The 23,945-nt window shown below is 62.9% G+C and carries 24 protein-coding genes and 1 pseudogene; 13 read left to right on the top strand and 12 right to left on the bottom strand.

Translation table 11 applies throughout. From position 1 onward, the window contains the following. Positions 1 to 225 precede the first annotated feature (225 nt). Positions 226 to 1,593 (top strand): FtsX-like permease family protein, encoded by a 1,368-nt coding sequence (locus DWV48_RS03890; RefSeq protein ID WP_118653538.1) that lies wholly within the window; start codon positions 226 to 228, stop codon positions 1,591 to 1,593. Between the two features lie 302 nt (positions 1,594 to 1,895). Further along, on the top strand, positions 1,896 to 3,512 hold the full coding sequence (locus tag DWV48_RS03885) for a CTP synthase (RefSeq protein WP_118653537.1): 1,617 nt from the start codon (positions 1,896 to 1,898) through the stop codon (positions 3,510 to 3,512). Positions 3,513 to 3,536: 24 nt separating this feature from the next. On the opposite strand, the gene DWV48_RS03880 is transcribed toward DWV48_RS03885, so the two are convergent. From DWV48_RS03880 to DWV48_RS03870, 3 genes are read right to left on the bottom strand one after another with little or no spacing between them, the layout of a single operon-like run. Then, positions 3,537 to 4,730: an ABC transporter permease gene (locus tag DWV48_RS03880; RefSeq protein ID WP_118653536.1), complete on the bottom strand. Its 1,194-nt coding sequence runs from the start codon at positions 4,728 to 4,730 to the stop codon at positions 3,537 to 3,539. After that, the gene (locus DWV48_RS03875) at positions 4,717 to 5,940 is read right to left on the bottom strand and encodes an ABC transporter permease (RefSeq protein WP_118653535.1); all 1,224 of its coding nucleotides are present in this window, start codon (positions 5,938 to 5,940) and stop codon (positions 4,717 to 4,719) included. Before DWV48_RS03875 ends, DWV48_RS03880 begins: the two co-directional genes overlap by 14 nt. 9 nt (positions 5,941 to 5,949) lie before the next feature. Then, positions 5,950 to 6,936, bottom strand: a complete 987-nt coding sequence (locus DWV48_RS03870; protein ID WP_118653534.1) for an ABC transporter ATP-binding protein — start codon at positions 6,934 to 6,936, stop codon at positions 5,950 to 5,952. Between the two features lie 162 nt (positions 6,937 to 7,098). Between DWV48_RS03870 and DWV48_RS03865 the strand changes: the two genes are divergently transcribed. The 3 genes from DWV48_RS03865 to DWV48_RS03855 all read left to right on the top strand — a co-directional run bounded on the left by DWV48_RS03865 (position 7,099) and on the right by DWV48_RS03855 (position 8,893). Next, positions 7,099 to 7,926 carry a LuxR C-terminal-related transcriptional regulator gene (locus DWV48_RS03865; protein ID WP_118653533.1) on the top strand — a complete coding sequence of 276 codons (828 nt, stop codon included), beginning with the start codon at positions 7,099 to 7,101 and terminating at the stop codon, positions 7,924 to 7,926. A gap of 262 nt (positions 7,927 to 8,188) precedes the next feature. Continuing rightward, positions 8,189 to 8,443: a DUF4160 domain-containing protein gene (locus DWV48_RS03860; protein WP_118653532.1), complete on the top strand. Its 255-nt coding sequence runs from the start codon at positions 8,189 to 8,191 to the stop codon at positions 8,441 to 8,443. A 3-nt stretch (positions 8,444 to 8,446) separates the two neighbouring features. Beyond that, entirely contained in the window at positions 8,447 to 8,893 is a 447-nt protein-coding gene (locus tag DWV48_RS03855; protein WP_006722320.1) for a DUF2442 domain-containing protein, read from the top strand. 127 nt (positions 8,894 to 9,020) lie between these two features. Here the strand turns inward: DWV48_RS03855 and DWV48_RS03850 are convergent, their stop codons facing one another. Both DWV48_RS03850 and DWV48_RS03845 read right to left on the bottom strand, forming a co-directional pair. After that, positions 9,021 to 10,139, bottom strand: coding sequence for a 5-methyltetrahydropteroyltriglutamate--homocysteine S-methyltransferase (locus DWV48_RS03850; RefSeq protein WP_118653531.1), 1,119 nt, complete (start codon positions 10,137 to 10,139; stop codon positions 9,021 to 9,023). 146 nt (positions 10,140 to 10,285) lie between these two features. Next, entirely contained in the window at positions 10,286 to 11,185 is a 900-nt protein-coding gene (locus DWV48_RS03845; RefSeq protein ID WP_118653530.1) for a LysR family transcriptional regulator, read from the bottom strand. A 163-nt stretch (positions 11,186 to 11,348) separates the two neighbouring features. Here DWV48_RS03845 and DWV48_RS09505 point away from each other — a divergent pair. The 5 genes and pseudogenes from DWV48_RS09505 (at position 11,349) to DWV48_RS03820 (ending at position 15,959) form a co-directional block, all read left to right on the top strand. Continuing rightward, positions 11,349 to 11,806: pseudogene (locus DWV48_RS09505) on the top strand (2-keto-3-deoxygluconate permease). Between the two features lie 257 nt (positions 11,807 to 12,063). Next, a complete protein-coding gene (locus tag DWV48_RS03835; protein WP_233546123.1) occupies positions 12,064 to 12,396 on the top strand; it encodes a helix-turn-helix domain-containing protein in 333 nt (110 codons plus the stop codon). Between the two features lie 222 nt (positions 12,397 to 12,618). Beyond that, a complete protein-coding gene (locus DWV48_RS03830) occupies positions 12,619 to 13,374 on the top strand; it encodes an ABC transporter ATP-binding protein (RefSeq protein WP_118653529.1) in 756 nt (251 codons plus the stop codon). After that, a complete protein-coding gene (locus tag DWV48_RS03825; protein ID WP_118653528.1) occupies positions 13,371 to 14,738 on the top strand; it encodes a hypothetical protein in 1,368 nt (455 codons plus the stop codon). Before DWV48_RS03830 ends, DWV48_RS03825 begins: the two co-directional genes overlap by 4 nt. 180 nt (positions 14,739 to 14,918) lie before the next feature. Then, complete coding sequence (locus DWV48_RS03820) at positions 14,919 to 15,959, top strand: AAA family ATPase (RefSeq protein WP_118653627.1); 1,041 nt, start codon at positions 14,919 to 14,921, stop codon at positions 15,957 to 15,959. 13 nt (positions 15,960 to 15,972) lie between these two features. On the opposite strand, the gene DWV48_RS03815 is transcribed toward DWV48_RS03820, so the two are convergent. The 7 genes from DWV48_RS03815 to DWV48_RS03785 all read right to left on the bottom strand — a co-directional run bounded on the left by DWV48_RS03815 (position 15,973) and on the right by DWV48_RS03785 (position 21,713). Continuing rightward, positions 15,973 to 16,896, bottom strand: coding sequence for a hypothetical protein (locus DWV48_RS03815; protein WP_118653527.1), 924 nt, complete (start codon positions 16,894 to 16,896; stop codon positions 15,973 to 15,975). Beyond that, a complete protein-coding gene (locus DWV48_RS03810; RefSeq protein WP_147352839.1) occupies positions 16,893 to 17,786 on the bottom strand; it encodes a hypothetical protein in 894 nt (297 codons plus the stop codon). The genes DWV48_RS03815 and DWV48_RS03810 overlap by 4 nt, the downstream gene beginning before the upstream one ends. After that, complete coding sequence (locus DWV48_RS03805; RefSeq protein WP_118653525.1) at positions 17,776 to 18,588, bottom strand: ABC transporter ATP-binding protein; 813 nt, start codon at positions 18,586 to 18,588, stop codon at positions 17,776 to 17,778. Before DWV48_RS03805 ends, DWV48_RS03810 begins: the two co-directional genes overlap by 11 nt. 115 nt (positions 18,589 to 18,703) lie before the next feature. Beyond that, positions 18,704 to 19,663 carry a DUF4097 family beta strand repeat-containing protein gene (locus DWV48_RS03800; protein ID WP_118653524.1) on the bottom strand — a complete coding sequence of 320 codons (960 nt, stop codon included), beginning with the start codon at positions 19,661 to 19,663 and terminating at the stop codon, positions 18,704 to 18,706. Next, the gene (locus DWV48_RS03795; RefSeq protein ID WP_118653523.1) at positions 19,656 to 20,369 is read right to left on the bottom strand and encodes a DUF1700 domain-containing protein; all 714 of its coding nucleotides are present in this window, start codon (positions 20,367 to 20,369) and stop codon (positions 19,656 to 19,658) included. Before DWV48_RS03795 ends, DWV48_RS03800 begins: the two co-directional genes overlap by 8 nt. Continuing rightward, on the bottom strand, positions 20,366 to 20,680 hold the full coding sequence (locus tag DWV48_RS03790) for a PadR family transcriptional regulator (protein ID WP_199588890.1): 315 nt from the start codon (positions 20,678 to 20,680) through the stop codon (positions 20,366 to 20,368). Before DWV48_RS03790 ends, DWV48_RS03795 begins: the two co-directional genes overlap by 4 nt. A 202-nt stretch (positions 20,681 to 20,882) precedes the next feature. Then, the gene (locus DWV48_RS03785) at positions 20,883 to 21,713 is read right to left on the bottom strand and encodes a helix-turn-helix transcriptional regulator (protein ID WP_118653522.1); all 831 of its coding nucleotides are present in this window, start codon (positions 21,711 to 21,713) and stop codon (positions 20,883 to 20,885) included. 506 nt (positions 21,714 to 22,219) lie between these two features. Here DWV48_RS03785 and DWV48_RS03775 point away from each other — a divergent pair. From DWV48_RS03775 to DWV48_RS03765, 3 genes are read left to right on the top strand one after another with little or no spacing between them, the layout of a single operon-like run. Then, the gene (locus DWV48_RS03775) at positions 22,220 to 23,047 is read left to right on the top strand and encodes a hypothetical protein (protein ID WP_118653520.1); all 828 of its coding nucleotides are present in this window, start codon (positions 22,220 to 22,222) and stop codon (positions 23,045 to 23,047) included. Between the two features lie 39 nt (positions 23,048 to 23,086). Further along, complete coding sequence (locus tag DWV48_RS03770; RefSeq protein WP_158574814.1) at positions 23,087 to 23,458, top strand: hypothetical protein; 372 nt, start codon at positions 23,087 to 23,089, stop codon at positions 23,456 to 23,458. Positions 23,459 to 23,479: 21 nt separating this feature from the next. After that, positions 23,480 to 23,818, top strand: coding sequence for a hypothetical protein (locus tag DWV48_RS03765; RefSeq protein WP_118653518.1), 339 nt, complete (start codon positions 23,480 to 23,482; stop codon positions 23,816 to 23,818). The last annotated feature ends 127 nt before the right edge of the window (positions 23,819 to 23,945 follow it).

Below are 23,945 nucleotides of genomic sequence, written 5' to 3'. Positions count from 1 at the left end.
TGCTTGCATGCCCCCGGTGCGGCCGCGCCGGGGGCATGCGCATGCCAGGAGAAATCTGCCTGTGCCGACGCGAGTCCGGAACGTGTGCGGGCGCTCGGATTTGATGCGGCGGCGCACGTTCGGGCAACCTTACGGTTTTGTTCGCCGCATGTAAGCAGAATCGATGGCGGGGGAGCGCAGCGCCCGCGAGAATGGGTGCGGTAATAACCCTTGGAAGGACCCGCCATGCAGCTATATCTCAAACTCGCCGTCGGCAACGTGCGCCGCAGCGCCCGTGACTACTCGGTGTATTTCGCGACGCTCGGTTTCGCGGCGTGCCTGCTGTACTCGTTCGTTGCCTCGACCGACCACGTGCGCACCATGGGTCTCTCGCCCGAGCAGATGGGCGTGCTGGGGAGTGCGGGCGACGTGCTGCAGGCGTTCTCCATCTTCACCGTGCTCGTGTTCCTCTTCTTGGTGCGGTATGCCAATCGGTTCCTGCTCCGCCGGCGCAAGCGCGAGTTTGCGTTGTACGAGCTGTGCGGCATGGGGCGCGGCGCGGTGTCGGTCGTGCTCGTGGCCGAGACGGCGCTCGTGGGTGCCGGCGCGCTGGCGTGCGGTTTGGCGGCGGGCGCGTGGTTGTCACCCGCATTCGGCGCGATTGCGGCCTTCGTGTTCAACGTTCCCTGGCGTCTCTCCTTCACGTTTTCGGCAAGTTCCGCCCTGTGGACCGGGTCGTGCTTTGCGGTGGTGTTCGCGTTCAACGCCGTCGACGGCGCCCGCGATGTGGTACGTAGACCCCTCATCGATCTTTTGGCCGCCGATCGCGCGCCCGAGACCATGCGTTTGGGCGAGCGCGCACTTCGGGCGGGACAAGGTGTGCTTGCGGCTTGTCTGCTCGCGGTGGTATGGGGCTTGTGCGTGTTTCAGCCTGTGTACTTCATCGCGTTCATTATCCCCATGGGACTTGCCGCATGCTTCGCCACGGCACTTGTCGCCCGGCTGGGTGTGGCACGATGGGCAGCGCATGCGCGCGCATCGGAGAGTCGGTACTGGGACGGGCTGCGTGCGTTCACTGTTCGTCAGGTTGAGGCGCGGGTTTCAAGCTCCTCGATGGCGATGGCTTGCGTATGCGTGCTCATTGCCGTGGGGTTGTGTATGATGGTGGCCGGCTTCGCGTTCAGCGTGGGGTTGCGGACGCCGGAGATGCTTTCGAGCGGCATTGCCGCTTCGATGGCGCCCATCGGTTACATTGGGATCTTCTACGGAGCTGTTTTCCTGCTGAGCGCAGTCGCGGTTTTGGCGCTGCAGCAGCTCTCGGGTGCGGAGGACGCGCGTCGGGCGTATCGTGTGCTCATGCAACTCGGGTGCGAGCATGCGGACATACGTCGTTCGTTGCGGTCGCAAGTTCGGCTGTATTTCGTCGCGCCTCTCGTCGGCGCGCTCATCCACGACGTGTTCGGTTTGTTCCTCGTGGGGTTCCTCACATTCGCGCTCGGCGTGCAGGGCTTCTTCGCCATTGTGGGCGGTGTTCTGACGTTCGTCGTTGTCTTGATGGGGGTGTATGGCCTGCTTACCGTCCATGCGGTGGAACGCACGGTGCTGAAGGCGTGACGGGCGGCCGCGCGCGATTGCGAGGTCGTGCGCGAGCTCTCGTTGGGGTGTCGGTTTCTTGCCGGCTCCGTTCTCCGGCCGTCGCGTATTCCCGTGCCCCCCAATGGAGGGACCGTTCCCAAATCGAGGAGTCGTATGTCGCCGGCTGTTCTAAACTGCGTTCCAAATCTTAGACGGCCTTGCGTTTCAAGTCCGTGAATTCGACATGTTCTTCATCGCCCGAGCTGGCTGGTAGTACACTGAAATCCCGTGGAAGCGCCGGACTCCGGTGCAGATTTCGACGGGAAGTGCAGGTAAACACCATGACAAAGCATATATTCGTGACCGGTGGCGTGGTCAGTTCGCTGGGTAAGGGCATCACCGCGGCATCGCTGGGGCGTCTGCTCAAGGCGCGCGGCTACCGGGTGACTATGCAGAAGGCCGATCCGTATCTTAACGTGGACCCGGGTACCATGAGCCCGTTCCAACACGGCGAGGTGTTCGTCACCGAAGATGGCTACGAGAGCGACCTCGACCTCGGCCATTACGAGCGCTTCATTGACGAGAACCTCACGCGCGACTCCAACTTCACCACGGGCGCCATCTACCAGGACCTCATCGCGCGCGAGCGCCGCGGCGACTTCCTCGGCGGCACGGTGCAGGTCATCCCGCACGTGACGAACGCCATCAAGGCCAAGTTCCGCGGCGTCGAGGAACAGACGGACGCCGACGTGGTCATCACCGAGCTCGGCGGCACGATCGGCGACATCGAGGGCCAGCCGTTCGTCGAGGCCATCCGCCAATACAAGAAGGACGCGGGGGCCGAGAACGTCTGCTACATCCACGTCTCGCTCGTGCCCTATATCGCGGCGGCCCACGAGGTGAAGACCAAGCCGACGCAGCACTCCGTCAAGGAGCTGCGGAGCTTTGGCATCCAGCCCGACATCATCGTGCTGCGCAGCGACCACCATATCGACGACGACGTGCGCGCCAAGATCGCCTCGTTCACCGACGTCGACGTGGATTGCGTGTTCACCTGCGAGGACGCCCTGTCCATCTACGACGTGCCGCGCATGATGGCCGAGCAGGACTTCGACCTGCGCGTCTGCGAACGCTTGGGGCTCGATCCGCGCGAGCGCGACATGGCGGATTGGGAGAGGTTCCTCGCCGCGAAGGACCATGCGGAAAACGAGGGCGACCCCGTGAAGATCGCACTCGTGGGCAAGTATACCCAGCTGCCCGACGCGTACCTCTCCGTCATCGAGGCGCTGCGCCACGCGGGCACGCATCTGGGCAAGCACGTGGAGGTCGAGCTCGTCGATGGCGAGGCGCTCTCCGATGACAACGTCGAGCAGGTGCTGGGCGACGCGTCGGGCATCCTCGTGCCGGGTGGCTTTGGCAAGCGCGCCTTCGACGGCAAGATCACCGCTGCCCGTTACGCGCGTGAGCACCAGGTGCCGTATCTGGGTATCTGTCTGGGGATGCAGGTCGCCGTGTGCGAGTTTGCGCGCGACGTGCTGGGATATGCGGACGCGAGCTCATCCGAGTTCGACCCGCAGTGCGCGCACGCCGTGATCGACTTGCTCGACGAGCAGGAGGGTGTGACCGAGAAGGGCGGCACCATGCGCCTTGGCGCGTATCCGTGCGCGCTCGTCGAGGGCACACTCGCTGCGGAGGCGTACGGCGAGGCGCTGGTGCGCGAGCGTCATCGTCATCGTTACGAGTTCAACAACGCGTATCGCGAGGAGCTGGAGGCGGCCGGCTTGGTCGTGTCCGGCACGAGCCCGGATGGCGAGCTGGTCGAGATGGTCGAGCTGCGCCGCGATGCGCACCCGTGGTTCGTCGCCACGCAGGCGCACCCCGAGTTCAAGAGCCGCCCCACGCGCCCGCACCCGCTGTTCCGTGAGTTCGTCCGCGCGGCCGCGGTCACCTCGATGTAGGGACAGTCCCTGCATCGAGGTGCGTTAGACCTCGCGCACGCGCAGGCGGGCGGCCACAAGGCCCGCGGACATGATCGCGACAGCGAAGAGCGCGATGATACCCAAGTCGATACCGACGGTGGCTAGAACGCTCGCATTCACCTCTTGGGCGCCGAGCGCGCAGGTCACGGCATCGTACATCCAGAAGGTGGGCGTGAAGTGCGCGACCGCTCGCACATTCGCGCCCATGAGCGACAGCGGCACCCACGCCCCGCCCAAAAACGACATGACCATGCCGCCCAGGTTGGCGATCGCGTTGAGTGCCTCCTCCCTAAAGCCGCATTGCGCGAGCGTGTAGGCGAGCGAGAGCGGGACGAGTGCGAACGCGCAAAGCGACGCGATGGCGAGCGCCACCTGCGCACCTGCGCTCGAAAGCAGTGCGCCTGCCCCGGAGGCGCCGATGCCGACGAGTGCGACCCATGCGCACACGCCGAGCGCCAGCACCGCGCATCCGGCGATGCTCTCGAATCCCATGCGCCAGCTGCTCACGGGCGCGGCGAGCTGTCGCCGCCGCACGTCGGGCTTGTTGAGCGTGGAGAGCACCACGCCGGCGACCACGACGATGGACGAGGTGACGGTGTACGAGCTAAAGGTGAGGTAGAACGCCAGGCGCGATGCCGCGGTGCTTTCCTCGGCCGTCTGAATAGTTTCGACGGCGGGTGCGATGTCGGAAAGCTTGCGCATGCCGTCCAGCACCTGCTCGGCGCTCGCGTGGGGCATGAGCGCGGCACGGCTCGCGATGAGCGACGCCGTGCGGCTTGCGCGCTGGGATGCCAACGCCGCCGCCTGCATGTCGCCGCCGGTCGCTATCTCGAGCTCGGGTAGCTCGCCTCCCGTTCGCGAGGCATCCATGAGGGCATCGCCAAAGCCCGCGGGAATAACGAGCACGGCGTCGGCCTTGTCGGTCGCGAGCGCATCCTGCAGGGCGAGGGGCTCGTCGGCAACGGTTATGAGCTTGTCCGTCTGGGAGAGCATCTCCTCGAGCGATTGTGCTACGGCTGATCCGTCGCGATCGACGAGTACGATGCGGGCGCGGGGAACCTCGGTGGCCTCCCGCGCGCCGCTTCCGCCCGCCTCTCCCATGAGTACAACGCCCATGCTCGATAAAAAGCCGATGTAGATGATGAGGTAGAGCGGGTGGCGAAGCGCGATGGTGAGCGCCCGTTTACAGATGTTCATGCGCGGACCTCCTCATGCAAGCGGCCGATACGGCAAGCAGCACGGCTGCAATGCCGGCGCACGCCGCTAGGCGAAGGACGAACGGGACGAGTGTGTCGTAGTAGTAGAGGGTGTAGAACAGGTCGCGGATCAGGCAGACCGGGTTGAGCCACGTCGCAGCGGGGAAGACATGTGCGACGGTATCGGCGAGCTCCATTGTGGACTCTCCGTAGAGGCCGGCAAAAAGCGACAACAGACAGGTGAGCGCCGTGAGGATGCCTCTGCGCGAGTCTGAGCCCATGCGTCCGGGCAACGCGCCCACCAGGGCTCCGATGCCGCAGGAAAGCAAGCTCGACGCCGCGATTCCAACGAGGCAGAGTCCCTCGCGCCCCGAGAAGTCGATGTGCGCGGTCAGGCAGATGTAGCCAAAGGCGATAGCCAAAAACGTGGTGGAGACCACCCAACAGGCGCCGATGGTGGGGATGAGCAGGCGCATGCGGCTCGTGCCCGAAACGGCGCGCCGCGCGCCCGCGGCTGACGAGGTGGGTTGCAGGCGCCAGACGCTTTCCCCGGCGAGCTGCGCGGCAAAGATCGAGGCCATGCCGAGTAGCGCGTAGTAGAAGCGCACCATGCTATCGGGCTGGGCATTCGTGAGCGAGACCTCCCGCACGGAGACGCCGAGACCGAGCGCGTTCTGCACGGTGGTGGGGTCGCTCAGTGCCGCGGGGTCATGCGCGGCGAGGTCTTCGATGAGCGCCACGCGTTGCAGATAGCTGGTCGCGACCGATTCGAGGATGGCTCGGTTGACGTCGTAGGAGGCGTCGCTGCTCGTGCCGGACCCGGCAGGGGCGAGGATGATGCGGGGTGCGCACGCGTCGCTGGCGGAGGGCGCGGCGGTCGACTCTCCCGCAGCGTCGACGACATACGCCCCGGCCACGGACCCCTCGGCGAGCAGGTCGCGCGCTTCCTTCTCACCGGCCACGGGATGAACGGCGAGAAGGGGTTCGTCTGCCTCGCTCAAAGTATCGACTACCTGCGAGAAGGGAGAATCCTCCCAGGCGTCGTCGGCGACGACGGCGACGTCCACCGCCTCGACGGAGCCCGTGGAGCGCATGGGCTCGAACATGTAATTGAACACCGTGGCAAGCACGATGGGGAAGATGAGCGTCCATACGACGGCGTTCGGCGTGAGCAGCAGCGTGCGCACGGTCACTTTGAAGGTGGTCCACATGGTGCCCTCCTAATCGCGCAACTCGCGGCCGGTGATCTCGAGGAACACGTCGTTTAAGGTAGGCGGTGCGCAGGTGATGCGGCCCAGGCGCGCGTTGCCTGCGCGCAGCGATGCGAGGGCGTCGGTGAGGTTGTGCTCGCTTGCCTCGCAGGAGACGGTGAGCAGGTTGCCGGCGAGCGAGACGTCGAGGACGTGGGGCAGTGCGCGCAGGCGTTCAAGCTCGCGGGTGGGGAGCGCGCCGCCGTCGCTCGCGCGAGAATCCGGTCTCGCGCGTGGGCCCGAGGGGCCTTCGAGCTCGATCACGATGCGCTCGCCCGTGCGGATGGACCGCTTGAGCTCGTCGGTCGTGCCCTGCGCGAGCGCGCGGCCGTGGTCCATGATCATCACGCGGTCACAGATCTGCTCGACCTCCTCCATGTAATGGCTGGTGTACACCACGGTCGCGCCCTCGGCGCGCAGGCGCTGGATGCCGGTGAGGATGGCGTTGCGGCTCTGCGGGTCCACGGCCACCGTGGGTTCGTCGAAGAAGATGAGCTCGGGCTTGTGGGCGATGCCGCAGGCGATGTTGAGACGGCGCAGCAGTCCGCCCGAGAGCTTGCCAGGGCGAAAGCGGACGAATTCCTCGAGCTCCACGAACTCGATCGCCTCGTCCACAAGCACGCGACGCCGGGCGCGGTCTTTCACGTAGAGCGAGCAGAAGTAGTCGATGTTCTCGCGCACGGTAAGCTCGTCGATGACCGCCACCTGCTGCGGCACGATGCCAATCCGGCGCTTGAGGTCGTAGCGCGTGGGCGCCATGGACTCGCCGAACAGGCGGATGCTGCCGCGGTCGTAGGTGAGCAGGGCGAGCATGCAGTTGATGCTCGTGGTTTTACCCGAGCCGTTGGGGCCCAGCAGGCCGAAGATCTCGCCCTGGTCGACGTGCAGGTCGAAGTGGTCGAGGGCGAGCAGCTCGTCGTAGCGTTTGACGAGCCCCTCGATCGCGATGACGTCCATGATTCCTCCGCTCCACCTCAATTCGGGGACAGTCCCTAAATTGAGGTTTTCGATTCCGTGCTTGCTGCGAACATGGTGCCCGACGCCCTCGCAACGCGGTAGTGACAATTGTCACGACTTGGTTTTACCTGCCCTAACTTGCTTTTGCTACCATGGGGAGCCATGGAGAGAATCATCGACATAGTGTTGGTGCTCGTCGCGTGCGTGCTGTTCCGCGTTGCCACCGGGGTCGTGGGCGCGGCGTCGGCCGTTGCGGGACTCGCGGGGGATGCACTTGCTGTCCCGACGGTCGTCTGCCTGCTCGTGGCGATCATCGCGGTGCTGACATGCGAGTGGGCGCGGGGGAAGTGGCGAGTGCTTGGCCCGGTGGCGTATTGCGTTGTGAGTTCGTTTGTTCCGGAGGGGCTATTTCTGCTTCCCGCCGTTGTGTACGAGTTGCTCCAATTCGCGCGGGAGCCGCTGCCGTGGCACGCGGCGCCGATTGCTTTGCTATTGCCCGCCGCGCGCATGGTGGTCGCGCCGTGTGTTTCTGGGACGGAGCTTGCGTGCGTGGGTGCTCTGTCTGCGTTGGCGGCGCTGTTGTCCTGGCGGACGAGCATGCTGCTTGCCCAGCGCGACTTGCGGCATCGGACCCGGGACGAGTTTCGCGCGCACGAGCTGTTCGGCGCGGAGGGATCGAGCGGTGTCGTGGCGGCGGATGGTTGTTCGGAGCCTAGCGCGGACGCGGTATCCGAGTGCGCCGTAGCTGACGTTGATGCTGCCGCGCGCTCGCCCGAAGGGCGCTGTCGTGCTGCCTTTTCGGAGTTGACCGAGCGCGAATACGAGGTGGTGCGCTTGGTTGCCGAGGGTCTGGACAACCATGAGATCTCCGCCGCCGCGTTCATCAGCGAAGGCACGGTGCGCAATCGGATCAGCTCCGTTCTGCAAAAGATCGGGCACAAAAACCGCACCCAGCTCGCCGTCGCCTGGTGGCGGGCTCGCGAGCGGTAGCCTCAAATTGGGGACAGGCACTAATTTGAGGTGAGACGACGCCTTTCAACGTTTGGGTGAAATAAAACGAATAGAAGGTCGAACATGAGTGTCTTAGTAGAGGCACAGCGCGTTGCTATCGCCCGTGCCATCGCTGCAAATTCAGACATTGGTGTCGAAGCCGGTTGGGGTACACCTCAGTCCGCCAGAAGAGCCTCTATAAACTGATATCACGATATCGTGATATCATGGGTGAAACTGTTTCAGGGTTAGGAGGATGCTCATGCCAGTGCTGGCACGGTTTTACGGCATAGTAATTCGCATGTACTTTTTGGGATCGGAGCACAATCCTCCGCATATCCATGCCATTTATGGGGAAGACACAGCCGCCTTTGACATCAGATCTGGCGAAATAATAGACGGTCATCTTCCAAAGCGCGCTGCCTCATTGGTGAAAGAGTGGATGGCGTTGCACAAGGATGAGCTTATTGAAATGTGGGAGACCCAAGAATTCAAGAAGCTCGATTCACTTGAATAGGAGATGCCTGTGTTTCACAAAGTGAAAGAAGTTGTTCCTTTGCAGGACATGAGGCTATGTGTGCGTTTTGCAAATGGATCGACAAAGGAATATGACGTAGAGAAGCTTGCCGCTCGATTTCCCCAGTTTGCCGCTTTGGAAGATGAGCACCTCTTTGAGGAAGTGCAAGTTGATGTCGGTGGCTATGGCATCGTCTGGAACGACGATCTCGACCTTTCTTGTGATGAGCTTTGGAAAAACGGCGTCGACGTGAAGACGCCTTTTGACGGACTCATGGCGTTTTCCGATGCAAGTGAGCTTTGGGGCCTGAGCGAGTCTGCCCTGCGCAAGGCTGTGGCATATGGAAAGATAGAAGCGGGGATTGACGCACGTAAATTTGGTAAGCAGTGGGTTGTGACCCAAGAGGCCATGAGGCGAGAGTACGGTAATCCGGTCGAGGTGCTCCGGTAATTTCGATGTGTCGTTATCGCAAGGCGGGGTTTGGCTTCTGTTGGTCTGAGCAGGGTGGCTCAACGATCGGAGACACCCTGCTCAACTTTGCCAAGCTTCTAAGGTCGCTGAGCAACGAGCGGCGCAGTTAGGCCCCCCAGACCTCCTCGGCGATGCTGCGCACGAGCGCGATCTTGGCCCACTGCTCGTCCTCGGTGAGCTTGTTGCCGATCTCGCAGCTGGCAAAGCCGCACTGTGGGGAGAGGCAGAGGTCCTCGAGCGGGACGAAGCGCGCGGCCTCGTGGATGCGCGCGATCACGGCGTCGCGGTCCTCCAACTCAGGGCGCTTGGTGGTCACCAGTCCGAGGACGACCTTCTTGCCCGGCGCCACGTGCGTGAGCGGCTCGAAGCCGCCGGAGCGCTCGTCGTCGAACTCCAGGTAGAAGGCGTCGACGTTCTCGCGCGCGAACAGGATGGGGGCCACCAGGTCGTACGGACCACTCGAGGCGTGGGTGGAGTGATAGTTGCCGCGGCACACGTGCGTGGTGACGGCCATGTCGGCGGGGCGTCCCTCGAGCGCGAGGTTGTTCACGCGCAGGTACTTCTCGGCCTCGGCCTCGGGCGTGGAGCCGGCGGCGCGGATGCCCGCCTGGAAGTGCTCGTCAACGAGCGCGCCCCAGGTGCAGTCATCGAGCTGCAGGTTGCGGCAGCCCGCGGCGTAAAGTTCGGCGATCACGGTGCGGTACGCGGCGCCGATATCCTCGAGCAGCTCGTCCTCGTTCGGGTAGAAGCTGTGCGTGCGCTCGGCCGCCGCCTCGTCACGGTAAAGCTCGAGCAGGAGCTGGGCGGGGGCGGGGATGGTCTGCTTAGCCGTGTGCCCAGGCTCCTCGAGCGCCTGAACGAACTTGAAGTGCTCGACGAAGGGGTGGTTCTCACCGGAGATCTTGCCCGTGAGGACGGCCGAGCCGTGCGTGGTCTCCTCGCCCACGAAGAAATAGCCGTGGTCGAGCTCCACGTGCTCAATCCCGCCGAGTCCCCACATGAAGTCGAGGTGCCAGTAGGAGCGGCGGAACTCTCCGTCGGTGAGCAGCGGCAGGCCGGCGGCCTTCTGCTTGGCGACGAGCTCGGCGATGCAGGCGTCCTCGACGCGGGCGAGCCCGGCGTCGTCGAGCGTCCCCGCGGCGTGTGCGGCTCGGGCCTCCTTGAGCGCCTCCGGGCGCAGGAAGCTGCCGACGACGTCGAATCGGGTGGGTGCGATGGCGGCCATGATAGGTTCCTTTCGATAGATGCGATATCTGATGAAAGGAGTATGCGGGACGCGCATCCGATTGGGAAATACTTAAAACAATCCAATATCGTTAGGAAAAACCTATGGAGATAGGTGGGTAACGAAGGCTTTCGATCCCATGGTCATCACGGGATATGAGTCCGGATAGCCTCGACGAACGCCTTCCCATAGCGGGAGAGGTGGGTGTCGCGCCGCGTGACGATGCCGACTTCCATGCGGTCGTCGACCTCGAGTGGGACGGCGATGATGTCCTCGCCGTTGAGCTCGTGCGAGATCACACCCGAGCACACCGTGTAACCATCGAGGCCTATGAGCAGGTTGAACAGGGTCGCGCGGTCGCGCACGCGAATGTTCTTGGAACGGCCGAGCGTGGACAACGGTTCCTCGGAGAAGTAGAACGAGTTGAAATCCCCCTGCTCGTAGGAGAGGTACGGATAGTCTGCAAGATCCTCGAGCGTGACCGAGGCACGTTCCGACAGGGGATGGGTCGAGGAGAGGAACACGTGCGCGGCGGTGGAGAACAAGGGCTTGAATTCGAGATCCTCGGCGCGCAGCATGCGGCCGATCACGTCGCGATTGGCATCAGATAGGTAAATCACGCCGAGTTCGCTCTTCATATGGGCGACGTCCTCGATGATCTCGTGCGTCTGCTCCTCGCGCAGGGTGAACTCGTAGCGCGCGGCGTCGTATGCGCGGATCACGTCGACGAAGGCATTCACAGCGAACGAGTAGTGCTGGCAGGAGACAGCGAAGCGGGGCACGGGTTCGGTGTCGCGTTTGTAACGCTCCTCGAGCAGGTCCGCCTGTTCGAGCACTTGACGGGCGTAGCCGAGAAACGTCTGGCCCTCGGTGGTGGTCACCATGCCCTTGCTCGTCCGGTTGAACACCGTGATGCCCATCTCGCGTTCCAAATCGCGCACGGCGGCGGTCACGCTCGGCTGCGACACGAACAGGCGCCGTGCCGCTTCGGTGACGCTGCCGCATGAGGCGACCTCGACGATGTATCTGAGTTGTTGGAGTTTCACCGGGTTCCCTTCCGTTTGCAACTGCCCGTGCCGTACATCTCGTAACGGTTTCGACATATTACGACACTCCGACCCTGCCGCTATCCGAGGCGCGAAGCCATCTGCTAGCATGTCAACACTTTACTGAAAGAAAGCGCAGCACGAAAAGACGGAGGACGCGCATATGGCGACTGACGGCAACAGGGCAACGACGGCGCGGGCGCTTAAGGTCCCACGCCTTCCGGGCGACATCATGATCTGCCCCATGATCGCGGGTCTGCTCATTAACACCTTCTGCCCCCAGGTCCTGGAGATCGGCGGCTTCTTCACGCGGCTACGCGCGGGGGTGCCAACGCGGTGGTCGCCGTGATTCTGCTGTTCGTCGGCGCGGGCATCTCGTTCAAGGCCACGCCGGACGCCGTCAAGACGGGCGTCGTCGTGCTCATCCCCAAGCTTTTGCTCGCCGCGGCGATGGGCTTCGCCGTCGCTTGGTTCTTCAACGACGACCTCCTCGGCCTGTCGTCCGTCTCTATCATCGGCGGCATCTCGTTTTGCAACATCTCAGCTAGAGGGCAGCGGCCTGTAGGATGGCGAACGCCGCGACTCCCGTCACGATGCACCAGACGAGCGACTTGGTTTTGATCCCGACTGCCGCAACGATGCCAACGGCGGGGCGAAGCTGGGTTCGAAGCTGCGAGTATTCGCCCTGCATCCTCACCGCAACGGGCGGTGGCGGAATTGTCGCGATGTGTTGCTACAATTGTCGCTGCTAGATGGTGGAGCGCAACGGCGGTTGCGAGGATAGTCTTGCGCTGAGCCCGATGGCCAAAGGGGTGAAAGCATCCCATGACGGCTGCCGTCGGGCCCCGGAATATCAGCGCTACAAGGAGGCTTTCATTATGGATGACGCGACGACGCAGCTAGCCGATCGTCTGCTCGACCTTCGCCGCAAGGCCGGCTATTCGCAGGAGCAGCTGGCGGACCTGCTTGGGGTTTCCCGTCAGGCCATCTCGAAGTGGGAGGGTGCCCAGGGCCGCCCCGAAGTCGACAACGTGGTCAAGCTCGCGCAGATCTACCGTGTGAACACAGACTTCATCCTCACGGGCTCGGCGAGCGTCCCGTCGGTGTGCGGACGCCCTCGGCGCCCGCCCCGCGCGAGCTGTCGCGTGAGTACCGCTTCGCCCTCAGTGCCCTCATGGTCATCACGGGCACTGCGGTTGTGTTCCTGCTGATCGTCGTTATCCTGACCATCCTGTCCACGATACTCACCTCGGGTGCCGACATCCCCGGCTGGAAGTAGCCGCTGGCCGAGGCCTCGTATTCACTATCAACTGATGAGGCGCGTGCAAGGTAACTTGGCGCTTGTCCGATGCGCCCTTTCTTGCAGGGTGCAGGGCTCGTGCGCTTTGGCCTTGCATGCTCACGGGCGGATTGGCAAAAGGAGCAGAAGAATTATGGGCATCCTCGTTGAGGCGTGTGGCGTATGCAAAAGTTATAAGCATGGAAATCTGAACACCGAGGTTCTTCGCCACGTTGATATGAATGTGTTGGCAGGTGAGATGGTATCCATCGTGGGACCATCCGGTTCGGGCAAGTCGACGCTGCTGCACTGTCTGGCGGGGCTTGAGGTCCCCGATGCGGGCGAGATTCATCTTATGGGCGTGGATGTCGTGCGAGCGAGGCGCGGCGAGCGCGCGAAGGTCAGGGCTCGACATGTCGGGTTCGTGTTCCAGCAGTACAATCTCATGCCCTCGCTCTCCGTGGGTGAGAACGTCTCACTGCCTGCGCGCTTTGCCGGTCGCATGGTGAGCGGGAAGGATGTGTGCGATCTCTTGGAGAGGGTCGGTATGGGAGGGAAGGAGCATGCCCGTCCAGCCGAGTTGTCCGGCGGCGAGGCGCAGCGCGTGTCGCTCGCCCGGGCTATCGCTTCCTGTCCGGACATCGTGTTCGCCGATGAACCCACCGGCGCCCTCGACACGGCGAACGGGAACGCGGTCCTCGACATACTGCGAGCCATGGCGGATGGGGAGAGCCGGGCCGTCGTCGTGGTGACGCACGATCTTGAGGCGGCCGCTCGTGCCGATCGGGTGTTTGTAATGCGTGACGGGAAGATCGTCCACATGATGACTCGTCCTGCGTCGCGGGAAATCCTCACCGCGATGGAGGCGGTTGGGGAGCGCGATACCGATGAGGGGGCGATGTTGCGATGATCCGTCTGCTTGTGGGTGATGTTCGGGAGCATTGGCATGTGTGGTTCGGTGTGCTCGCCGTTGCTACCGCATTTGGCTATATGGGAGGTTGGTTCGCATCGTTTTCCGCAACGGCGGCCGCGGACCCGATGGTCTCGACTTCTTTCTTCTTTAGAAGCGCCGCCCAGGCGATTCTCATGTTCTCGGCGATTGCCGGATGCGTCGTTCTCTCCTCAACGGCTCGGGGAAGCGTCGTCTCGTTGCGGCGAACCTACGCCCTGTGGCAGGTGATCAACATTCCTCCGGTTGTGGTGGGCTTTGCCGTCATCGTTCAAATTGCACTCGTGGGGGTCTTCGGTTCGTGCTTGGGCTTGGCCTTGTGCTGGGCAAGCTCATCCACCGTGTTCAGCGCTCTGTTCATGGATATCGACTTGTTCGAAGGGGTGCGGCTTCTGCCGGGATTTTCCCTCTGTCCTGCAGTTCTGGGAGTGTCGCTATTTTTGTCGGTGCTGGGCGGGGCGCGCGCCGCAAGGGCGGCGGCGTGTACGCCGCCCGTGATGGCTTTGCGTGACGAGTGGTCGGTCGAGGGCGCATCCGAGCGCATGATGCCGCTGCGCTGGCTTGCCGCCCTTGCCGCATGCGCCGCTGCCGCATGGTGTGTGTCCACGGTTGACCCCGTCTTAGCCCCTGTCGATTTCGGTCAGAGCACCTGGCTCGTCTTTTTGCCTATTGCAATCCCGGCGCTAATTACGGCTCTCGCCCCTGTACTTTTGCCGAGGATCCTGCGAGCGGCGACGTGTCCGTTGTCGCGCTGGACGGCGTGGCTTCTCGCGCGCAGGAGCGCTCAGCACGCCTTGACACAAAGCTTGTCGATTGAGACATCCCTCGTGGTTGCCATGGGTGTCGTTGCGGGCTTCTATTCGATGATGAGCCTGATGGAGCGGTATGCCACGGCATACGACTTGCCGATTGGGAGCGGATTCGGTCTCGACCCGCGCCTCGCGTGCGTAATGTTTGCGGGGCCGGTTATCTTGGCGGCTGTGGGGTCGTGCGCAAACGTGGTTCTCGCCTTGCGTGTGCGGGAGCGTGACGCATCGTTGCTGGAGGTGCTGGGCGCCACCCCTCGCCAAGTCTGTGTCGTCTCGGTTCTCGAGGCGTTTATGCATGTGGTAGCAGCGGGTTCGGCTGCATTGCTTGCGGTTGTGCTTTCCAACATGATCGCGGCCCATGCGTTGGGCTTGGGTGCTGGGAGCGCGATGCTGTCCGTGCGTTTTGCCCCTGCCGTCCTCATCGCCGTCGCAGGTTTCGTCGTGCTGGTCGTAGCAGGGCTGATGCCGGTGCTGCGCATGATCAGGACCGCACCGGTGCGGTTTCTCAATGAGTGACAGAATTTGCGAGTGAGCTGATTGAGCGGGCGTTTCTTCTATCGAGCCCTCTGTATGAGTTTTGTTCAACTTGTTAAACCTTGTTCAACTTGTTAAACTCTGTTCAACTTGTTAAACTTCTTTGACCGCAGAGGGTGATGTGCGGTGGTGCGCGTTAATCCGTTCAAGCCGACGGCTGGAATGAATCCACCTGAACTTATCGGTCGAGATGAGATTCTCGACGACTTTACCGAAGCGCTTGAAAACGGCCCCGGAGCTCCTGACAGATTACTTCGCGTTTCCGGGGTCCGTGGCGTGGGTAAGACCGTGCTCCTTAACGCATTTGGAGACATCGCGCGCGAGCATGGGTTCCATGTTGTTGACGTCGCCGCGAACGCGGGCTTTTGCGATCGCATTCTCGGTGCCCTCTCGCGGAATCGCGAAGTGTCCTCGCTGTCGATATCCCCTTCTATATTGGGCGTGAGCTTGGGTTCCGTCGAGATATCCAAGTCGGCGACGCAGCTGGGGGAAGCCATGTACGAGGCTTCGCGCAACGGTGGTCTCTTGATCACGCTCGATGAAATTCAAGATGCGCCGCTTGATGAGATGCGCGAGCTTGGTAACGAGATCCAGCTGCTGGTGCGCCAGGGTGCGAACGTCGCCTTTGCATTCGCGGGTCTTCCCGCTTCGGTCGACGGTGTCGTGGTGGACGAGACCCTGACGTTTCTACAGCGGGCCAAGCATGTCGAGCTCAAGCGCCTTATGGACTTTGAGGTCGGAGATTCGTTTGAGGACACGATGGTGCGCGCGGGTAAATCTGTTGCGCCTGGGGTGTCCGGTGTGCTCACGGCCGCCGCTGCCGGCTATCCCTTCATGGTCCAGCTTGTCGGATATTACACCTGGCAGTCAGCTTCGCGCCGCGGTTCTGATGCGGTTGAGCTGCTCGATGCGCAAAAGGGCATCGCGACGGCGCGCAAGAGCTTCGATAACATGGTGATCGAGCCGGCGCTCAGGCGCGTCTCGGGCAAGCAGTTCGAGTACCTTGCGGCCATGGCGCGATGTGGGTCTGGCCCCGTGGCGTCTGGCGATATCGCGCGCGAGATGGGGGTCGACCCCACGTCCGTGAGCACCTATCGTCGCCGCCTCGTAGATGCGGCGCTCATCGAGGCTCCGTCGTACGGTGTGGTTAGCTTTGCGATCCCCTATATGCGCGAATACCTGTTCGAACACGTGAGGGAGTAGGGCTGGCCTGCTGTTATCGCTGCATGTGCGCGTAGAGGGCGAGCGCGATGACGCCGGTGATTCCCGAAAAGACGAGCGCCGGCAGGACGAGTGTATGCAGGGCGGTTGCGCTGCTTATGTGCATCCAGAGCCCGGCGTGAATCGGCAATATCATCGTTGGGAACGAGAGCTGCGCCACGCAGGCGGCGATGAAGCCGACCGCCATGACTCCGAACGCCGCAGCGCGGTTGGGGATGAGGCGGTACAGCGCGAGCGCGCAGGCGATGAATGATTCGTTGACGGCCAAGGCGAGTGCAAGTCGGGGCGCGAGCGACGCGAGGACTGCCCCGAGGAGGTTCGCCTGCCCTGCCCGCAGGCTCAGCGCGATTGCAATCGCGACGACGGTGGCGGCGTAGAGGGCCTGTACGGGAAGTGATGCGGTGAGAAGGTCGCCAACTGCCAGTCGCCAAGGCGATGTGCCGCGCGCCCGCGAGACCGCTCGGGCGTCCGTCGCATAGAGGGCCCCGCAAAGGCGTCCGCATACCGCCAGCGTAGTGAACGGCAGGAATGCCGTTCCGGCAAGTGCCGAGCACGTAAGCGCCTCGACAGCCGTTGCCTCGGCATTCATGGTCCAATATGCGGGGTCGGGCGCAAAACCGATACCCGAATCCTCGGTGAGGGCGAACATCCACGAGCCGCTGCCGGCGAACAGAAAGACGAGGCATGTAATCGCAGTTCCGGCGAGTGCCAGAAGCCCAAGATGAGCTCGCACGCCCACAAGGAGCGACGCCGTCGTAACGCGGGGGTGCTGGGCGGGGGCGCGTCGCGGGCCGGTGGGTTTGGGGGCCGAGTTGCCCCGCGCCCCGGCGGCTTTGGCGAGCGCGTTGCGATCGGGAGAGACGCCATGATTGAGGAACGCGAGATTCCGTGCGGACGGGCATTGCTTTTCGTAATTCATCGACACGCCTCCTGGCAATTGCAAATCGCATACGTAAGTATCGAGGCGACGACACAAATGCCTGCGCCTACAGCCGCGCCCGCCGCAAGCGAAGCCTCGGATATGTTGAGCGAGCACGTGTGCATGAGCCGGACAGTGGGGCTCATCCAAACGACCATCGGCGTGCTTCCCGCGATGTACGCCCTTGGGTATGCAAGTAGCGGGCCGATGCTGATCAACAGGGACAGGAAGAGTGCGAGAAGGGGCATTCTGCAGACGGCGGCAATGAGGGCGGATGCCAGGTGGATCGCGCACAGGAGCAGGCAGTTCGTTAGTGTAATGGCAAGCGCCGTGCCCCATGTGGCTTCGGTGAGCGGCGGCCCGAACGTCAAGGTTTTGAGCGTAAAAGCGACTGCGCATGACAGGAAATATGCAAGCGAGAGCGCAATCGTCTGCGGTATCACCCGTGCAAGGGCGGCCGCGCCTCCCGGCACGCCTTTCGCCTGGGAGAGTTGGGCCGTCGTCTCGGCGGTGCCGACTCCGACAGCGGTGACGCCCATGATTGCCGCGGCTGGGATCCACGCGATCGTGTAGACGAGCGACGCGCGGAGGACGGATTCCGCCACGTGACCAGGGATGATGACATCGCCGACGAATCCGATGGTGGTCCCCACGGCCGCATTCGGGTCTCCCGCCACCATGAAGAGCGGTCCGTTGTCAGGGTTCAAGATGGTTGCGATGCAGGTGATCAGGCAGAGAGCGGCAAGGGGGATCAGCCGATCGATGCGGCAGGCGAGGAAGAATTCGCCGGTAAGAGATCGCATAAGTGCCGACGGGGCTCCCGAGCGCTTCTTCGTCTGACATCCAAAGCGCCACTTGCGGCGATGCGTGTATGGGGCGTTACTGGACATCGCAATCATCTCCCGATGTCGAGATAGGTTTCGAGGGGCGTCTGAGGTGCTGCGGGGCCGCCTCGCCGCGGCACGGCCCGTTATGATGGCCCATCATGATGCGCGTATAGAGCTTCTCCAGATCGCCGCCGCTCAACCTTTCGATATCGCCTGCGGTCAGCTCCGCCATGAGCCTGCCGCCGCTTAGGATGACGTAATCGGTCGCCGTCTGATGAAGCTCGGCGAGGTTGTGGCTCGATATAAGCACCGTGGTACCGCGCTCGCGGTTGAGTCGCTTGATGAGTTCGCGGATCTCGATGGTGCCGAGCGGATCGAGCCCGTTGGTCGGCTCGTCGAGCACGAGCATGCGCGGCTGCCCTAAAAGGGCGATGCCTAAGTCGAGGCGTTTGCGCATGCCCAGGGAGAAGCTGCGGGCACGCTTGTTACCTGCATCCGCAAGCCCAATCATATCGAGGATGCGCGGAATCTGTCGCTGGTCCAGCCCCCATTCGAGACAGCGCGCCTTGAGGTTGTCGGCAGCGCTGAGCAGCGGATAGCTTGCGCTCGAATCCGGGACGTAGCCGATGTTCGACCGCGCGTTCCGCAGGCCAGCTGACCCCCGTTGTCCTATGAGCTCCACGGTGCCGCTCGTCGGCTTGCTCAAGCCCATGACGATGCGAATGAGCGTCGATTTCCCCGCGCCGTTCTCGCCGATGAGGCCATAGATGCGCCCTTCTTCGAGCGAGAGGTCGATGGGGCCCAAAACGGTGTTCGAACGGTAGAGTTTAGTGATGCCAACAAGGCGCAGTGCCGCGTGCGACATGGGTGCCTCCAATGGGACGCGTTTGGATTGGGTTGTATTTCGCCGCCGCCCTAACCACCTCAATTTAGGGACAGTCCCTCAATTGAGGCACCCAAATTGAGGTGAGGGGTGGTTCCTATTTCGAGGTGAAGTTGATCTGGATGTCGCCCAGGCTGCTGGTGACGCCGATGGTGCGCGCCGCATCGTCGGCACCCCGCGGTGCCACGATGTCTCCCTGGGTGGTGTGGGCATCGATATGATAGGAGCTCTCTGCCCCCAGATATGACAGGTAGATGTCCCCGTTCGCACTCTCAATTCGACTCGCGGTAATGTCGAGCCTCTGCGCCGAGATGTCCCCGTTCACGGATTCGCACAGCAGGTCATCCTGCAGTGCCATGTCCACCAGCATGATGTCGCCGTTTTCGTTTACGACCTGGGCCTTGCGCGCCGCAGCACCTCCAAGCGAGATGTCGCCGTTGAAGTTGGTCGCGAGGATCGCCTCGCTTTCGACGCCGGAGAGCAGGGTGTCGCCGTTCTCGTTTATCGCGTCGAGCTTGGCGGCGGAGACGTTCTTCGCCACGACGTCCCCGTTACTGTTGGAAGCTCGCAGCCCGGCGAGCCCGTGCACGTTAGTCGCAACGACATCGCCCGAATCGGAGTGCACCTCGATCTCACCGGTAAACGAGGCTGGCACGCGCACCACGGTCGTAGTGTCGTCGACGCCGCCGGCCTCAGCAGGGGAGAGGTCGATCATGACGCCCTCCATGGGCTGCGAGTCGACGTCGATTTTGAGCACGCCGTCTGTGTCCTCGACGGAGACGCTCTGGCAGTTTCCCGTCCAGTACTCGAGCTCTATGGCATCGCCGTCAGCGGGTTCGAGGAGAACGTTCTCGAATTCTGACGTGATAACGATGCTCTTGTGCGGCGAGGTTGCTTCGTCCTCGAATGCGCTCACCGTTTGATGCCAGTCGTAGTTCACGGTGGACAAGCGGGCTGTATCGAATCCGGCCACCGCCCACGCGCCGCACGAGAGCACGGTGCCGGTTCCGATGAGCGCCGCGGCGGTGATGAGGATGATCTTGGGAGCCTTACGCATTGCGGGTGCCTCCTTCCGGGAGGGTGGCGTGGTTGGAGGGGGTATTCTCGGCATGGGCGGGCGTGTTCGGGGTGCCGTCGGTCTTCACCCGATTGGGCGTCTCGCCGCCATCGTCTTTACCGGACACGCGCACGAACAGGCTCGCGATCCAGCGCGCGAAGGAACGCGTTGCCCGGAAGAGCAGTTTGCTGGCCCAGAACACGGCGAAGGAGGCGACGAGTCCGAAGCCGCTCGACACGAGCGAGAGGCCGAATACGAACACGCCGGGCAGCGGCATGCCCCCGCCCAGGGTCGAGGTAAGGGCGGCAAGCCCCGCGAAGGGCATGAGCACGAGGACCGCGTCGACGGCCCACAGCGCGGCGATGACCGCCCATATCGCGACATACACGGCGAGCGTGGCCGCCGCGAGCGCGAGCACGATGGGTATCCAGATGGGAGAGAACGCGGCGAGCAGCACGATGTTGAGGGTGCGGCTGCCGGTGTTCGCGCGGGCGATGGCGCGAGGGATGGGCGGGGTCTCCGCGGCGATCTGCGCCGTGATCTCGTCGATCGGGCCCAGGTCTGCCACCGCTTCGGCTTCGGAAAGACCGTCTTCCATGCGATCGCTGATGGCCTCATCGTAGAACGCGAGCGCCTGCTCGACTTCGGCGTGCGGCAGCTTGCCCAGCGCCCGTTCGAGTTCGGATAGGAATTCCTGCTTGGTCATCGTTGTGTACCTCGCTTTGCAAAGTCATAGATCGACATAATGTCCGCCTGCTCGGATAGGAACTCGGCGATGCGCTCCTCGCCTGTCGGCGTGAGTCGGTAGTACTTTCGCAGTCGCCCGTTGTGCTCCACGGAGTAGGCGGTCAGGCACTCGGCCTTCTCGAGGCGCTTGAGTAGCGGGTAGAGCGTCGACTCGGTGAGGCCCAGGATGTCGGGCACGTCCTTCACGATCTGATAGCCGTAGGAGTCCCGTCCCTGGAGCGACGCGAGCACGCATATCTCGAGGAAGCCGCGTTTCATCTGAGCATCCATGATGCCTCCCTTCGACAGATACTATACGGCGCATAGTATAAGGCGTCAACTACCTATGATTGAACCGAGCGCGTTTGTTGCGGAAGGTAATGCCCGCGCTTGTGCACGGGCATTACCAGGGGAAGATGATGTAGCTGGGTTGAAATGAGCGCATGGCTGGAAAACTTACCGCAATTCGCGAAGCCTCCGGTCATCCAAAGGTTCAGATAGAAGCTTTGCCCGCACCGCGCACCCATACGCGATCGTAGTCGCGGAGCATCAAGATTGCGAACGTCAGGCCGAGTGCGAGGGGAACCGAAGCATCGTCCACGATTTCGATGCCATATGCGGTCCGGTTGAGGGCCCGACGTGCGTTGATGTGGGCGATTGCGCTGTTGTTTCGTACTATCGAGAACTCGTCCCCCATGAGGTTGCCGTCCACGCCGACGCCGCCGCCGTCGAACCGTATGACGTCTTTGTAGCCGTTGTCGATGCGAGTCTCGCGACGGAGCTGGATTCGGTCGAATCCCTCCATGCGTACTTGGAAGACGGGGTGCTGGAGAGCGTGTCTGCGTGTGATAGAGCCAACTTTGTACCCATGTTCATCCAAGATGTGGTAAAGGCTTCTGCTGAATAGCGTCGCGATGCGCACCAGGCGATACGCAAGCCCGTGTGAATCGGTGACATCGGCATCCTCGAATTTGCCGTGTGCGGGCCCGCCCGTCGAGCGAAGTTCGAAGAGGCCCAGCGTGGATGTATGGTTCCAGTCGGCGGCTTGCCGATTTCCAGGGTTGAACGTCTCTCCTGCAATGAGGAGGTGATTCTTGTCGCGTTCGAGCGCCTGGGCCATCACCTGCTCGTCGCCCTTCACCATCTCGTCGAGAGAGAGCCCGAAGAGCGCGCCCATCAGCACGAGGCTTTGAATGTCAGGCGTGGTATCGCCCCGTTCCCAGTTGCTGACGGTGTTTCTTGACACCCAGATGGCGTCGGCGAGATCGGCTTGCGACATCCCGAGTTGTTTGCGTCCAAGCTTGATCTGTTCCGAGAGAATCATCTGCGCTCCCTTCGTTGGAGTCGAACATGTTTGTCCTTTTCCAAGTTCACCTTACCGCCTCGAGATGACTCGAGCTGCCAAATCTCTTGTGCATTGCCTTTAGTTGAGCTTTTTCGTATCCATTTTTGAACTCGCGAAGTACGGCGGGTATCTCGTGCGGCAAAAGTGCAGGTGACTGCGCATCTTATGTTGGTGCTACTTGGCGTTTTCCGATTTGAATACGAAAAAGCTCAAGAAGCCAAGCTCCCATGCCCTCACCTCGCTTTCTCGGGTGGTTTCGATGTGCGAGGGACCGGTTTGCGATATCTCCCTCTATCAACAATACGTGAGCGCGCCGGAAAGTTGGCATAATTGGCTTGAGCATTTGCCTCGATTCCGTTTCGCGCAGGCCGACCCCTCCGCGCCCTTTACCGAACCTCCGCCATGGGTTGGTTTGCCCTGTGCTAGATTCGTCTGAATTATCGGCCCGGGGACGGACCGGGCCGCATCGACGTGAGCGAGGAAGCATGGGACGTTTCACCACCGCGAGGGACCGCAAGCAGGGAGCCGTCGCCATCATCGGCTGTGTCTTCCTCTTCACCGCGTTCGGCGTGCTCGTCTACGGCCGCTTCGCCACGAGCGTCGGGGCGGCGGCGCTGTACAACCGCGCATCGGTCGGCGTCGGGTTCATCCTGTTCGGCATCTCCATGCTGTGCTTCACGCCCATGGTCTACCTGCAGCGCATGCATCGCAGGCACGTCGATTCCGCCGTCCTCGCCCGTGAGCTCAAGGGCATCCTGCTCGGCTTTTTCTGCTACGTGGTGCCGTTCTTCCTCGCCATGGGCGCGCTCTCCTCGGCCGATACCACGGGGGTGTTCGGCCTTGTCCTCATGGTCGCTTTCGGCGCGATTCCTTTTGTGTATCGCCGTCACCGCAAGAAGGACCCCATCTCCTACAAGCACACCGGGTCCGCCGCGATCGTGGCGTTCTGCGGCGTGTTCGCCGTCATCTCGATCGCCGGCGGCGCGTTCTCCTGCAGCGAGATGCTTGACGACCTCAACGGGGGATGGCGGCAGGAGCGCTTCGCCTTCTACGGGGCCGAGATCAATAAGCCGCGCGGCCGCGGGGCGGCGCTGTCGCCCACCACGTTCGAGGTGTCGCTCTACAAGGACGGGGAGTCGGTGGCGAATCACCATGTGGATGCGCGCCTCAGCGTGAACGCCGCCGATTGGCCCGAGGTCGCGCTCGTCCTCGACGAGCCGATGGCCGAGGTTCGCTGGTACCCCAAGACCCGCACTCTCGTGGGCGCGCGCGACGTGGACGGTCCTGCCACCGCGGGCGACCCGATCGAGTAGGGGGCGGCAATGGCGCGCGCGACTGAGAGAACGGCTCCTGTGACGGAGTCCCCTCACGCCCGGTCGACGCTCAAAAGCAGCTGTCCCGCGGGGCCGGTTCTCGCTGCGCATCAACGACGCCGTCGTCCGATCCGCTCGTCCGGGCGCCTGTACGGCCCCGGGGGTTGCGGATGCGCCCTGCTCATGGCCCCGGTCATGGCCGCCGCGATGGGGTTGGCGGCGCTCTCGCTCGGGATGGCGGCGCTCGCCGTCATCGGGCTGGTCGTCGCCGTCGTCCTCACGGTGCGCGAGGTCCGCCGCGCAAGGGGAGGGGCCGGCGTTCGGCCCGGGTTCGCGGTTGCCGCGGGAGTCCTGTACCTGGCGAGCGTCTCGTACCTCATGTTCTTCATCTGGCTCTGGTTTGTCGACTGACCGTTTTGGAAGGGAGCCCACATGCTCTTCTCGCTGTATAAGGCCACGCTTGATGGTGAAATCAGGAGGGGTTTGGAATCCTCCGCGTATTCCGAGATGGAGATCGAGGGCGTGCGCTGCAAGTTGAGGCGCCAAATCGAGGAGCGGACGAGGGCGACGGGCGGCGTGCTCGCCCTCTTCGCCGCCTTCGATGCCATGTTGGTGATGACCAAGAGCTCCGTGCCCGTCCTCATCGTGATGCTCGTCGTCGAGGGCCTTGCCCTGTATGCGGCGTGGTATCTGCAGGCGGGCTGCCTCAAGCGGCAGTTCAACAAGGCCCTGCGGCGCGGGTATCCGAGGTTCGATCATTTGAAGCTGTGAGGTGAGCAGCCCGCCCGGCAATTGAAGGTGGCTGCCGCGTTCGTCTTGCGACCTGGAACGCCGGCGCGGTGGCCTGCAATCCCGGAAGGGGGGTGTTCCTATAGTTTTGTCAACTGGGAAATGCTCT

This window comes from Collinsella sp. AF08-23, from assembly GCF_003479805.1.
Classification (GTDB): Bacteria; Actinomycetota; Coriobacteriia; order Coriobacteriales; family Coriobacteriaceae; genus Collinsella.
Note: the sequence above shows the minus strand (reverse complement) of the source record. Positions and strands in the feature narration are given on the sequence as shown.